Below are 12,358 nucleotides of genomic sequence, written 5' to 3'. Positions count from 1 at the left end.
ATGGGCAAGGGTCCGACTGATACCGGCATAGAGACACACGCGCGGGCCAGGTCAGTGTCCGCAAAAACGGACGCATATGACAAAATTCACCGATCTGAACCTGAATCCAAAGGTCCTCAAAGCGATTGAGGAAGCAGGATACGAAAATCCGACCCCGATTCAGTCGGGTGCCATTCCAGCCGCACTGGAAGGGCGCGATGTCCTCGGGATCGCTCAGACCGGCACCGGCAAGACGGCCTCCTTCACCCTGCCGATGATCACCCGTCTGGCGCGTGGGCGCGCGCGGGCGCGGATGCCACGGTCGCTGGTGCTGTGCCCCACACGGGAGCTGGCCGCCCAGGTTGCCGAGAACTTCGACACCTACGCCAAACACGTGAAACTGACGAAGGCGCTGCTGATTGGCGGCGTGTCCTTCAAGGAGCAGGACGCGGCGATCGACCGTGGCGTCGACGTGCTGATCGCCACTCCGGGCCGCCTGCTGGACCATTTCGAACGCGGCAAGCTGTTGCTGACCGGAATCGAAATCATGGTGGTGGACGAGGCCGACCGGATGCTCGACATGGGTTTCATCCCGGACATCGAACGCATCTTCTCGCTGACCCCCTTCACCCGCCAGACACTGTTCTTCTCCGCCACCATGGCGCCGGAGATCGAGCGCATCACCAACACCTTCCTGTCTGGCCCCGAGCGGGTGGAAATCGCACGGCAAGCGACCACCTCGGAGACCATCGAACAGGCCGTGGTGATGTTCAAAGCGTCCCGCAAGGACCGCGAAGCGACCGAGAAACGCCGGGTCCTGCGCGAGCTGATCGATCAGGAAGGCGAAGGCATCAAGAACGCCATCATCTTCTGTAACCGCAAGACCGACGTCGATATGGTGGCCAAGTCGCTGAAAAAATACGGCTATGACGCAGCGCCGATCCACGGCGATCTGGACCAGAGCCAGCGCACACGCACCCTCGACGGGTTCCGCGAAGGCGCGCTGAAGTTCCTCATCGCCTCTGATGTGGCCGCGCGTGGTCTGGATGTGCCCTCTGTGAGCCATGTGATCAACTTTGACGTGCCCGGCCACGCCGAGGACTACGTTCACCGCATCGGTCGCACCGGCCGCGCCGGACGTGACGGCAAGGCGATCACCATCTGCACTCCGCGCGACGAGAAGGCACTGGATGCGGTCGAAGGCCTGGTGCAAAAGCAGATCACCCGCCTGGAGAACCCAGTGAAGCCAGCAGCGCGTAAAGCCGCTGCCCCGGCAGAGGACTCCACGGACACGGCGAAGCCAAAACCGACCCGCCGCAGCCGCAGCAAGCCTGCTGCCCAAAAGCCCGACACCAGCACCAGCCCCGCCGAAGCCAACCCTGTTGCAGAGGTCGAACAACCACAGCAGGCGCCTGTGCAAGCGGTCCAGGAAAAACCTGCAAGGTCGCACGATCGGCCACAGCAGGATGCGGGCACCGGGAGCAAGACCAATAAATCCCGATCCTCCCGTGGGCGTCGGGATGATCGCCGCGACGAGAAAGTCGTGGGCATGGGCGACCATATGCCCAGCTTCATTGCGCTGAGCTTTGACGAGCGTCGCGCCGGCTGATCCGACCAAACACCTTGATCTGAAAACCGCCCTGCCCTTGGCACGGGCGGTTTTTCTATGCCGATCACCCCGATGCCGCGTTGCAGCAGCGGCATAGCGGGATTGCCAAGCTATGCGATGTGCACAGGCCGATGATGGACTAAATACCGGGCATCAAATGAATACCCAAGGTGATGTTATGGACCTGCGATCAACTGCCCCGCTCCTGAGCGACGACTTGAAAGAAATTGAACTCCGCGCCCGCCGTATGCGTGCAGAAGCTTTTGCGGCGATGTTTTCCGCAATCGGCTCCGCATTGGTCCGCTCGATCAAGGCCCCTGCCCTGATCTTCAGCCGCCCCCGCGCAGCGTGAGTTCAACTCGACCAGACGTGGCGTGCACGACCGCGCCCGACTGACGAAAAACGCCCGGACCTGATCGGTCCGGGCGTTTTCTGTTCCAGAGGCCTATACCTCCTTCATCTTTTCAAAAATATCTCGGGGGTGAAGTGCCCCGCAGGGGCACGAGGGGGCAGCGCCCCCTCCTCCCAGATCAGCGCATGCGGCTGACGACCACCGTGACCTCAGGCTTCTTGCCGATTTCCGACTGGGCGGTCTGACGCGCCACGCGCTTCAGCTCCTGTTCCAGCTTGTCGTCATCCTTCAGGGTCTTCTTGCCGGCACGCATCAGGAACTGGTTCAGGTCCTCTTCCATGACCTCCGCCAGCGCGGCATTGGACTGACCGGTCTCGGCCAGACCCTTCAGATCCACCCAAGGTTCCCCGAGCGGCTCGTCATCCTCGTCGAGGATCGCGGTCACCACCACAAGGCCATTCAGCGCCATACGGATACGATCCCGCACGATGCCATCCATGGCGCCGATCTTGACCGAGCCATCCAGATAGGTGCGACCGGTGTCAATATATTCCGCCACCTTGGGCGCATCGCCGGTCAGATCCACCATCATGCCGTTGACGGCGATGGTCGAGGCGATGCCCTTCTCCTCGCCCAGACGGGCGTGCTGACGCAGGTGGCGGTGCTCGCCGTGCATCGGGATCAGGATCTTGGGCTTCACGATGTCATGCATGCGCTCCAGATCCGGCCGGTTGGCGTGACCCGACACGTGATAAAGACCGGAGGAATCATCCACCACATCCACACCGCGCTCGGAGAACTGGTTCATAACCCAGATCACACCCTTCTCGTTACCGGGAATGGTCTTGGAGGAGAACAGGAACAGATCGCCCTCTTTCAGCTCCAGGCCGCGATACTTGCCGCGCGCCAGCTGCGCGGACGCCGCACGGCGCTCCCCCTGAGACCCGGTGATGATCAGCATCAGGTTTTCGCGCGGGATGTCCCCGGCTTCTTCCGGCTGCACCACGGCGGGGAAATCGGTCAGAACGCCGGTCTGGATCGAGGCCTCGATCATCCGGTTCATGGCCCGGCCCAACAGCACGATGGAGCGGCCCGCGCGGACGCCAGCCTCCGCCAGAGTCTTCACCCGCGCCACGTTAGAGGCAAAGGTGGTCGCCGCCACCATGCCGGAGGCCCCGGCAACCAGCTGGGTGATGTTGTCGCCCAGATCGCTCTCTGACCGACCCGCATGCTGGGTGAACACATTGGTGGAATCGCAGATCAGCGCCTGCACCCCATCCTTGGAAATCTCGGCCCAGAGGTCGGGATCAAAAGCCTCGCCGACGATCGGCTTCTCGTCCAGCTTGAAGTCGCCGGTATGCACCACACGGCCCGCCGGGCTGTCGATGACCAGACCACCGGATTCCGGGATCGAGTGGGAGATCGGCACCGCGCTGATGGAGAAGGGACCAAGCTTGACCACATCCGGCCAGGGCGAGATCGTCACCACCTTCTCAGGGTCGTGGCCCTGCTCTTCCATCTTGCGACGCGCGATATTGGCCGTAAAGGCGCGGGCGTAAACCGGCACGTTGTTCAGACGGCTATAAAGATGTGCCACCGCCCCGATGTGGTCCTCGTGAGCGTGGGTGATGAAGACGCCCTCCAACTGGTCGGCGCGTTCGGCCAGCCAGGTGATGTCGGGCATGATCAGATCCACGCCCGGCGTGGTGTCCATGTCGGGAAAGGCCACGCCCAGATCGACGAGAATCAGGCGTTCCTTGCCCGGTGCGCCATAGCCGTAGACATAGGCGTTCATGCCAATTTCACCCGCCCCGCCAAGGGGCAGATAGATCAAACGTTCACTGCTCATACGTGAGTACCGATATCCTTGTTGTGTTCGTGGATGAGCCTCAGACCTTGCATGGTCAGGTCATCCTCATATGCGTCAAATAGATCTGCTGTCTGCTGGAAGAGCGGCGCCAGCCCGCCGGTAGATATGACTTTCATCGGAACGGCGGCCTCGGCGCGGATCTGGGTGCAGATCTCGCGCACCAGTCCGACATAGCCCCAGAACACGCCCGACTGCATGCAGGTCACGGTATTGGTGCCGATCACCTTCTGCGGCTTGGAAATGTCCACATGCGGCAGCGCCGCCGCCGCGTGGTGCAGCGCCTCAAGGCTGAGGTTGACACCCGGGGCGATCACACCGCCCACATAAGCACCGTCGCGAGCCACGACATCAAAGGTCGTGGCGGTGCCGAAGTCGACGACAATCAGGTCGCCACCGTATTTCTTGTACCCCGCCACCGTGTTCACCAATCGATCCGGTCCCACGGTCGTGCCCGCATCCACGCGCGTGCCGACCGGCAGTGCGCATTCGGGCTTGCCCACCACCAGCGGGCGGGTGTTGAAATACCGATCCGCTAGGACACGCAGGTTGAACACCACGCGCGGCACGGTGGAGGAAATGATCACATCGGTGATCTTGGCCTTCACCCCCTGCAGGGACATCAGCGTGGAAAGCCAGACGTAATACTGATCCGCCGTGCGCTGCCATTCGGTCGAGGTGCGCCAATGGCCGATCATCTGATCGCCATCCCAAAGTGCAAAGACCGTGTTGGTGTTGCCGCAGTCAACCGCGAGAAGCATGTGCCCCGCCTCCGTCAGAAAAAGATATCCGCAGCGGGGATGGTGACCTTCCCCTTGGCGGTGGTGAGAACGAGGTTGCCCGCGTCGTCTATGGTCTCGAACGTGCCCGATGTCTCCTCGCGCGCAGTGCGTGCGGTGATAACCTCGCCCAGCTTGGCAGCGCGTGACAGCCACAGCTCGCGGATCGGAGCAAAGCCGTAGGTAGTGAACTGCTCCTCATGGCGGGCAAAGGCAAGGGCCAAAGCCGACAGGAAGGTCTCCGGGTCAACCCGAACGCCGGTTTCGGATTGCAGCGACACCGGCCAGACCGCGCCGGGTTCCAGCCATTCCTTCATCGGGGTCTGCGCCAGGTTCACGCCAATCCCGACAGAGAGATAGTCCACCCCTGCCCCGGCGCCGGAGCTTTCCAACAGGATGCCGGCCAGCTTGCCACCATTCAGCAGCACGTCATTGGGCCATTTGAGCGCCAGACCAGCGGTGCGGCCAGTGACCGTCTCCACCGCATCATAAAGCGCCAGCGCGGCGACAAAGCTGCGCAGGGCGATCTGATCCGGGCTGCCCGCGGGACGATAGACCAATGTGCCGGCGAAATTTCCCTCGGGGTCGGTCCAGGCACGCCCCCGCCGTCCGCGCCCCTTCGTCTGGCGCAGCGCGAGGATCCATTCCGGGCCGGTGAGCTCCGGCGCAAGGCGAGCGGCCTCATCCAGGGTGCTGTCAACATCCGCCAGCACGCGGCGCCCGTATCCGATTGGCCAATCTGTCATGCGCGCCCCTTTAGCACTGGCATCAGCAAAAGGCAAAAGGCCCGGTCGCACCGGACCGGGCCTTTTGACGAATTATTGCCTGTCGTCTTCAGCGGACCAGCATCGCGGCCGCCGCAGCCGCCGCCCCTTCGACACCGAAGGTGGTGATCACACCGATCAGCATCAGTGCCGCACCGGCGGTGAAAAAGGCCAGCAACACCGGCGAGCGCGAGGTCTCCACATCATCGGCGTCGGCGCCGAAATACATCAGGAACACGATGCGCAAATAGTAGTAGGCCCCGATCACCGACGCGATCACACCCGCGATTGCAAGCCAGGTCATGTTGGCCTCAACCGCGGCGCGCAGCACGAAGAACTTGCCAAAGAAGCCCAACATCGGCGGCACACCGGCCAACGAGAACAGCAGCACCAGCATCCCCAGCGCACGGCCGGGTTCACGCTTGGCGTATTGGTTCAACGCGCTGATATCAGTGACCGCTTTTCCATCGCGATGCAGCATCATGATGAAGGCAAACGTGCCAATGTTCATCGCCACATAGATCGACATGTAGATCAGCAGCGCCTGAATGCCGAGCGCGGTGCCCGCTGCCAAGCCGATCAGCGCATATCCCATATGCGCAATCGAGGAATAGGCCATCAGGCGTTTCAGGTCAGTCTGGCCGATCGCCGCAACCGCGCCGAGGAACATCGACAGCACCGACAGCAGCGCGATGATTTGGCTCCAGTCTTCGACCGCATATCCAAAGGCATCGTGCAGCACACGGGCAAACAGCGCCATCGCTGCAACCTTCGGAGCCGAAGCAAAGAAGGCTGTCACCGGCGTCGGCGCGCCTTCATAAACGTCCGGCGTCCACATGTGGAAGGGCACCGCAGAGACCTTGAACGCCATGCCGGAGATCAGGAAGACAATGCCGAACAACAGGCCAACCGTGACCTCGCCATGCTGGGCGACCTCGATAATGCCGGAGAACAACGTGGTGCCAGCAAACCCATAGACCAGCGACGCGCCGTAGAGCAGCAGACCGGAGGACAGCGCGCCAAGCACGAAATACTTCAGACCCGCCTCGGTGGACTTCACGCTGTCCCGGCGCAAGGCGGCAACCACATACAGCGCCAGAGATTGCAACTCCAACCCCATATAAAGCGCCATCAGGTCACCTGCGGAGACCATGACCATCATGCCGATGGCCGAGAGCGCGATCAGGATCGGATATTCAAACCGCAGCATGCCGCGTTTAGACATGTAATCCTGCCCCATCACCATCACGGCGGCGGCAGAGAACAGGATCGCCACCTTGGCAAAGCGCGAGAAGGCATCATCGACGAACATGCCGCCGAAGGCCTCGGTCGCGCCAGAGCCGGAGGTTCCGATCCAGATCCCCAGCACCACCATCAGCGCGGCGGTTACCCACACGAGCATCGGCGCCAGCTTGTCCTTGACGGTGTAGACAGCCACGAGCAACGCCGCCATCGAGAAGACGGCGAGGATGATCTCGGGCAGGATCACGGAGAGATCAGCTTGCATCTCATCAGCTCCTTAGTGGGAATTTGTGGCGGCGACATCGACTTCGGCGGTGTCCGACAGGACCCCCGCGTCGGCGACGGCCGTATTGACGGATTGAACGAGCGCTTCGGTCGAAGGACCGATCACGTCGGTAACAACGGCAGGATAGACGCCGAGCAGCAGGGTCATGGCGATGAGCGGCGCAAAGATCCATTTCTCACGGGCGGACATATCCTTAATGGCTTTCAGGCTCTCCTTGATCAGATCGCCAAAGACCACCCGGCGATAAAGCCAGAGCGCATAGCAGGCCGAGAAGATCACGCCGGTGGTGGCGACAAAGGCCACCCAGGTGTTCTCCTGGAAGGCGCCCACGAGGGTCAGGAACTCGCCGATGAAACCGGATGTGCCCGGCAGGCCAACGTTGCCCATGGTGAAGAACATGAACACCAGCGCGAAGGCCGGCATGCGGATCACCAGACCGCCATAGGCGTCGATGTCGCGGGTGTGCATGCGGTCATAGATCACACCTACACAGAGGAAGAGCGCAGCCGAGATGAACCCGTGGCTGAGCATCTGGAAGATCGCACCATCGACCCCCTGCTGGTTGGCAGTAAAGATGCCCATGGTCACAAAGCCCATATGCGCCACAGAGGAATAGGCGATCAGCTTCTTCATATCCTCCTGCACCATCGCAACCAGCGAGGTGTAGACGATGGCGATGGCGGACATCCACAGGACGACATCGGTCATCACCTCGGAGCCCACCGGGAACATCGGCAGCGAGAAGCGCAGGAAGCCGTAGCCGCCCATCTTCAACAGGATTGCCGCCAGCACCACGGAGCCTGCGGTTGGCGCCTGCACGTGCGCATCCGGCAACCATGTGTGCACCGGCCACATCGGCATCTTCACCGCGAAGGAGGCGAAGAAGGCCAGGAACAGCAATGTCTGCATGCCGCCCAGAACCTGAACGCCCATCACATCAAAGCTGCTGTAGGAGAACTCATGCGCCAGAAGTTTCACGATATCAGTGGTGCCTGCGTCGAAATACATCGCCACCATTGCCACCAGCATCAGCACCGAGCCGAAGAAAGTATAGAGGAAGAACTTGAACGACGCGTAGATGCGGTCCTTGCCCCCCCAGATGCCGATGATCAGGAACATCGGGATGAGCCCGGCCTCAAAGAACATGTAGAACAGCACCAGGTCCAGCGCCATAAACACGCCGAGCATCAGCGTTTCCAGCACCAGGAAGGCGATCATGTATTCCTTGACCCGGGTGGAGACATTCCAGCTCGCCAGAATGGTCAGCGGCATCACAAAGGTCGTCAGCAGAACGAAAAGCACCGAAATGCCATCGACGCCCATCTTGTACTGCAAGCCAAAGATCCACTCCCGCTCTTCCACAAACTGGAAGCCGGTGTTGGAGGCATCAAAGCCGAGGTAGATGAACAAGCTCACGAAGAAGGTCATCGAGGTGGCGATCAGCGCGACATATTTCGCGTTCCGCCGCGCGGCTTCGTCGTCCCCGCGCATCAGCAGCCCCATGACGGCAGCCGCCAGCGCGGGAATGAAGGTTACGATGGAGAGAATATTATCCATCAGTGCGATCCTCCGCCGATCGACATCCAGGTGACAAGGGCGGCAATACCCAGCACCATATAGAAGGCATAAGTAAAGATGTAACCGGACTGCGCCCGGCCAGCGAGACGGGTAAAGAAGGGCACGATCCCCATGGCGATCCCGTTGAGGAAGCCATCAATGGTCTTGCCGTCGCCCTTCTTCCAGAAGAACTTGCCGATCGCCAGTGCGGGTTTGACGAAGACGACATTGTAGAGCTCGTCAAAGTACCACTTGTTCTTGAGGAACAGGTAGAGCGGACGCTGCTGCTGCGCGAGGCGCTTGGGCAGTTCCGGGTTCACGATATAGAACAGGATCGCCAGCAGCAGACCGCCCAGCATGGCGATGAAGGGCGAGACCTTCACCCATTTGGGTGCAGCATGGGCGTCATCGAGCACATGGTTGTCCGGCGCCATATAAAGCGCGCCTTCGCCCGGCTCGCCTGCAAACACATAATGATGCTCGCCAGCGGCTGCGGCCTCTTCGCCGTGACCTTCGGTTGCATCAGCGCCATGCGTGGCAGCCTCGCCTTCGGCGGCGTGACCCTCGGCAGAGGCTTCTGCCACCGGAATGCCGTAGAATTTGCCAACCTTGTCGGCGTGACCGAAGAAGGAGTTGTACCACAGCATGCCCGAAAACACTGCGCCCAGAGCCAGCACGCCCAGCGGGATCAGCATGACCATCGGGCTTTCGTGCGCGTGGTCATGGGTGTGCTTGTCGCCGCGCGGCTTGCCGTAGAAGGTCAGGAAGATCAGGCGCCAGCTGTAGAAGGAGGTCATCGCAGCGGCGATCACCAGCAGCCAGAAGCCATACATGGAGCCGCCCGCATAGGCGCTCTCGATGATGGCATCCTTGGACAGGAAACCTGCAAACCCGATGTGGGTCAGCGGAATGCCAACGCCGGTGATGGCCAGCGTGCCGATCATCATCGCGGCAAATGTATAAGGGATCTTTTTACGCAAACCGCCGTAGTTCATCATGTCCTGCTCGTGGTGCATGGCATGAATGACCGAGCCCGCGCCAAGAAACAGCATCGCCTTGAAGAAGGCGTGGGTGAACAGGTGGAACATCGCCGCCGAGTACATACCGACGCCTGCGGCCACGAACATGTAGCCGAGCTGCGAACAGGTCGAATAGGCGATCACGCGCTTGATGTCGGTCTGAACCAGACCCACGGTCGCGGCGAAGAATGCGGTGGTGGCACCCAGCACGGTGATAAAGGCGGTCGCTTCGGGGGCAACTTCCATCAGCGGCGACATGCGGCACACGAGGAAGACACCTGCGGTCACCATGGTCGCGGCGTGAATGAGTGCCGACACCGGGGTCGGGCCTTCCATCGCGTCCGGCAGCCAGGTGTGCAGGATCAGTTGCGCCGATTTGCCCATGGCGCCGACAAACAGCAGGAAGGCAATCAGGTTGGCCGCGTTCCAGTCGCTCCAGAGGAAGGACACGGTGGTTTCCGCCAGATCCGGCGTCGCCGCGAAGATGGTGCCGAGGTTGATGCTGTCGGTCAGGAAGAACAGTGCGAAGATCCCCAGCGAAAAGCCGAAGTCCCCCACACGGTTGACTATGAAGGCCTTCATCGCTGCCGCACCGGCAGAGGGCTTGCGGTAGTAGAAACCGATCAGAAGGTAGGACGCAACGCCCACGCCTTCCCAGCCGAAGAACATCTGCACAAGGTTGTTGGAGGTCACCAGCATCAGCATGGCGAAGGTGAAGAACGACAGATAGGCAAAGAAGCGCGGTTTGTAGCTCTCGCCCTCTTTGAACTGCGGATCGTGATCCATGTAGCCGAAGGAATAGAGATGCACGAGCGCCGACACGGTGGAGATCACGATCAGCATGATCGCGGTCAGCCGGTCCAGACGGATCGCCCAAGAGGTCGACAGGCTGCCGCTTTCGATCCAGCGGAAGATCTCGATAATGCGGGTTTCACCGTCAAACGACAGGAAGACGACCCACGACAACAGCGCCGTCAGGAACAACAGGCCGGTGGCGGTCCACATGGCGGCTTTTTCGCCGATGATCTTGTGGCCGAAGCCGCAGATCACCGCCCCCACCAGCGGGGCAAAGAGGAGAATGGTTTCCATCTGGATTAGCCCTTCATCACGTTGATGTCTTCGACAGCGATGGTGCCGCGGTTGCGGAAGAAGCAGACGAGGATCGCAAGGCCGATCGCGGCCTCAGCGGCGGCGACGGTCAGCACGAACAGCGTGAACACCTGCCCCACCAGATCGCCAAGGAACGACGAGAAGGCGACAAGGTTGATGTTCACGGCCAGCAGCATGAGTTCGATGCTCATCAAGAGGATGATCACGTTCTTGCGGTTCAGGAAGAGCCCGAAGATACCGATGACGAACAGCGTCGCCGCCACGGTGAGATAATGTTCAAGTCCGATCATTGATCAAAGCCCCTGCCCCGGTTTGATGTCCTTGAGTTCCATGGCCTTGGCCGGATCGCGATACATCTGGGCGAGAACGTCCTGACGCTTCACATCCTTGCGATGGCGCAGGGTCAGAACGATGGCGCCGATCATGGCGACCAGCAGGATCAGACCCGACAGCTGGAACAGAAGGAAATATTGGTCGTAGATGATGAGGCCAAGCGCCTCGGTATTGTGGCGCCCGTCCGGCATCGGCTGGCTGATGTTCGCGGCCACGTCCTGCGCGCTCTCCCAGGAGCCGAAGGCGATCACGAATTGCATCAGGATCACCAGCCCGATCAGAAGCGCCAGCGGCATGTAGCGGGCCATCTCGGCCTTCAGCTCGGCGAAATCCACGTCGAGCATCATGACAACAAACAGGAACAATACGGCGACCGCGCCCACGTAGACGATGACCAGAAGCATGGCGACAAATTCCGCCCCCAGCAGCACGAACAGCCCGGCCGAGGAAATAAACGCCAGGATCAGCCACAGCACCGAATGCACGGGCTGGCGGCTCACCACGGTGAACAGCCCGCCGGTGATGGCGCTGATGGCGAAGAGGTAAAAGGCAAACACGCTCATGTCTCATCGTCCCCTTTGTCGTCCATGACCTCCTGCGCCAAATCCATTGCGCGGGTCATGGCCGGAATGCCAGCAAACACCGACATCTGTCCGATCGTTTCAACGATCTCTTGTTTCTTCGCGCCCGCAGCAAGAGCGTGGCGCACGGTCTGACGCACGGCCGTATCGGCCTGCGCGCCCTGCATGGTCAACCCCGCCAGCGTGAGCAAAAGCCGGGTCTTGGCATCAAGCCCGTCCTTGTTGACGGTGTTGCCGAACATCATGTCCATGACCTCTTTGGGCATGGTCGGCCAGAGCGCCTCAAACCCTTTGGGAGAGAAACTCTCAAGTGCGGGATTGAGGGCCTTCGCCATCTCCTGCGCCTGGGCCATCATGGCCTCGAAAGGGTTTTTCGGCGTCTCGGTCATCTGTACGGCGCGTCCAGTTCAAGGTTGCGGGCGATCTCTGCTTCCCAGCGCTCGCCATTGGCCAGAAGCTTGTCCTTGTTGTAGAACAGCTCCTCGCGGGTCTCGGTTGCGAACTCGAAGTTCGGCCCCTCAACGATGGCGTCCACCGGGCAGGCTTCCTGACAGAAACCGCAGTAGATGCATTTGGTCATGTCGATGTCGTAGCGCGTGGTGCGGCGGCTGCCGTCCTCGCGGGGTTCGGCATCAATGGTGATGGCCTGCGCCGGGCAGATCGCCTCGCAGAGCTTGCAGGCAATGCAGCGTTCCTCGCCATTCGGGTAGCGACGCAGCGCGTGCTCGCCGCGGAAACGCGGGCTGAGCGGGCCTTTCTCATGCGGGTAGTTCAGGGTCGCTTTGGGGGCGAAGAAATACTTCAACCCCAGCTTGAACCCCTGCCACACGTCTTGCAGCAAGAAGTATTTGGCGGCGCGGGTGTAATCCATCTGGGTCAT

General features: G+C 61.1%; 12 protein-coding genes. 2 read left to right on the top strand and 10 right to left on the bottom strand.

The features are described from left to right. Window positions 1-76: 76 nt before the first annotated feature. Together CLV89_RS09405 and CLV89_RS22605 are read left to right on the top strand one after the other, a co-directional pair. Window positions 77-1,588 (top strand): DEAD/DEAH box helicase, encoded by a 1,512-nt coding sequence (locus tag CLV89_RS09405; protein ID WP_106163395.1) that lies wholly within the window; start codon window positions 77-79, stop codon window positions 1,586-1,588. Window positions 1,589-1,766: 178 nt separating this feature from the next. Continuing rightward, complete coding sequence (locus tag CLV89_RS22605; RefSeq protein ID WP_165798113.1) at window positions 1,767-1,940, top strand: RSP_7527 family protein; 174 nt, start codon at window positions 1,767-1,769, stop codon at window positions 1,938-1,940. Between the two features lie 178 nt (window positions 1,941-2,118). Here CLV89_RS22605 and CLV89_RS09400 read toward each other — a convergent pair whose 3' ends face one another. The 10 genes from CLV89_RS09400 to nuoI form a co-directional block, all read right to left on the bottom strand. Next, the gene (locus CLV89_RS09400) at window positions 2,119-3,789 is read right to left on the bottom strand and encodes a ribonuclease J (RefSeq protein WP_106163394.1); all 1,671 of its coding nucleotides are present in this window, start codon (window positions 3,787-3,789) and stop codon (window positions 2,119-2,121) included. Beyond that, on the bottom strand, window positions 3,786-4,568 hold the full coding sequence (locus CLV89_RS09395; RefSeq protein WP_106163393.1) for a type III pantothenate kinase: 783 nt from the start codon (window positions 4,566-4,568) through the stop codon (window positions 3,786-3,788). Before CLV89_RS09395 ends, CLV89_RS09400 begins: the two co-directional genes overlap by 4 nt. Before the next feature lie 14 nt (window positions 4,569-4,582). Next, window positions 4,583-5,332, bottom strand: coding sequence for a biotin--[acetyl-CoA-carboxylase] ligase (locus CLV89_RS09390; protein ID WP_106163392.1), 750 nt, complete (start codon window positions 5,330-5,332; stop codon window positions 4,583-4,585). Between the two features lie 88 nt (window positions 5,333-5,420). Continuing rightward, window positions 5,421-6,857: an NADH-quinone oxidoreductase subunit NuoN gene (gene nuoN / locus CLV89_RS09385; protein ID WP_106163391.1), complete on the bottom strand. Its 1,437-nt coding sequence runs from the start codon at window positions 6,855-6,857 to the stop codon at window positions 5,421-5,423. A 12-nt stretch (window positions 6,858-6,869) separates the two neighbouring features. After that, on the bottom strand, window positions 6,870-8,435 hold the full coding sequence (locus tag CLV89_RS09380; protein ID WP_106163390.1) for an NADH-quinone oxidoreductase subunit M: 1,566 nt from the start codon (window positions 8,433-8,435) through the stop codon (window positions 6,870-6,872). Beyond that, window positions 8,435-10,543, bottom strand: a complete 2,109-nt coding sequence (gene nuoL / locus CLV89_RS09375) for an NADH-quinone oxidoreductase subunit L (protein WP_106163389.1) — start codon at window positions 10,541-10,543, stop codon at window positions 8,435-8,437. The genes CLV89_RS09380 and nuoL overlap by 1 nt, the downstream gene beginning before the upstream one ends. 5 nt (window positions 10,544-10,548) lie before the next feature. Next, on the bottom strand, window positions 10,549-10,854 hold the full coding sequence (nuoK, locus tag CLV89_RS09370) for an NADH-quinone oxidoreductase subunit NuoK (RefSeq protein ID WP_005624625.1): 306 nt from the start codon (window positions 10,852-10,854) through the stop codon (window positions 10,549-10,551). A gap of 3 nt (window positions 10,855-10,857) precedes the next feature. Then, on the bottom strand, window positions 10,858-11,460 hold the full coding sequence (locus tag CLV89_RS09365) for an NADH-quinone oxidoreductase subunit J (protein ID WP_106163388.1): 603 nt from the start codon (window positions 11,458-11,460) through the stop codon (window positions 10,858-10,860). Then, window positions 11,457-11,867: a carboxymuconolactone decarboxylase family protein gene (locus CLV89_RS09360; RefSeq protein ID WP_106163387.1), complete on the bottom strand. Its 411-nt coding sequence runs from the start codon at window positions 11,865-11,867 to the stop codon at window positions 11,457-11,459. The genes CLV89_RS09365 and CLV89_RS09360 overlap by 4 nt, the downstream gene beginning before the upstream one ends. Next, on the bottom strand, window positions 11,864-12,358 hold the full coding sequence (nuoI, locus tag CLV89_RS09355) for an NADH-quinone oxidoreductase subunit NuoI (RefSeq protein ID WP_106163386.1): 495 nt from the start codon (window positions 12,356-12,358) through the stop codon (window positions 11,864-11,866). Before nuoI ends, CLV89_RS09360 begins: the two co-directional genes overlap by 4 nt.

It is taken from the genome of Tritonibacter scottomollicae, from assembly GCF_003003215.1.
GTDB lineage: Bacteria > Pseudomonadota > Alphaproteobacteria > Rhodobacterales > Rhodobacteraceae > Epibacterium > Epibacterium scottomollicae.
Note: the sequence above shows the minus strand (reverse complement) of the source record. Positions and strands in the feature narration are given on the sequence as shown.

Bases quoted from the DNA above. Each gene is read 5' to 3' on its own strand.
- CLV89_RS09405 (WP_106163395.1), top strand. From the start codon at position 77: ATGACAAAATTCACCGATCTGAACCTGAATCCAAAGGTCCTCAAAGCG.
- CLV89_RS22605 (WP_165798113.1), top strand. From the start codon at position 1,767: ATGGACCTGCGATCAACTGCCCCGCTCCTGAGCGACGACTTGAAAGAA.
- CLV89_RS09400 (WP_106163394.1), bottom strand. From the start codon at position 3,789: ATGAGCAGTGAACGTTTGATCTATCTGCCCCTTGGCGGGGCGGGTGAA.
- CLV89_RS09395 (WP_106163393.1), bottom strand. From the start codon at position 4,568: ATGCTTCTCGCGGTTGACTGCGGCAACACCAACACGGTCTTTGCACTT.
- CLV89_RS09390 (WP_106163392.1), bottom strand. From the start codon at position 5,332: ATGACAGATTGGCCAATCGGATACGGGCGCCGCGTGCTGGCGGATGTT.
- nuoN (WP_106163391.1), bottom strand. From the start codon at position 6,857: ATGCAAGCTGATCTCTCCGTGATCCTGCCCGAGATCATCCTCGCCGTC.
- CLV89_RS09380 (WP_106163390.1), bottom strand. From the start codon at position 8,435: ATGGATAATATTCTCTCCATCGTAACCTTCATTCCCGCGCTGGCGGCT.
- nuoL (WP_106163389.1), bottom strand. From the start codon at position 10,543: ATGGAAACCATTCTCCTCTTTGCCCCGCTGGTGGGGGCGGTGATCTGC.
- nuoK (WP_005624625.1), bottom strand. From the start codon at position 10,854: ATGATCGGACTTGAACATTATCTCACCGTGGCGGCGACGCTGTTCGTC.
- CLV89_RS09365 (WP_106163388.1), bottom strand. From the start codon at position 11,460: ATGAGCGTGTTTGCCTTTTACCTCTTCGCCATCAGCGCCATCACCGGC.
- CLV89_RS09360 (WP_106163387.1), bottom strand. From the start codon at position 11,867: ATGACCGAGACGCCGAAAAACCCTTTCGAGGCCATGATGGCCCAGGCG.
- nuoI (WP_106163386.1), bottom strand. From the start codon at position 12,358: ATGACCCAGATGGATTACACCCGCGCCGCCAAATACTTCTTGCTGCAA.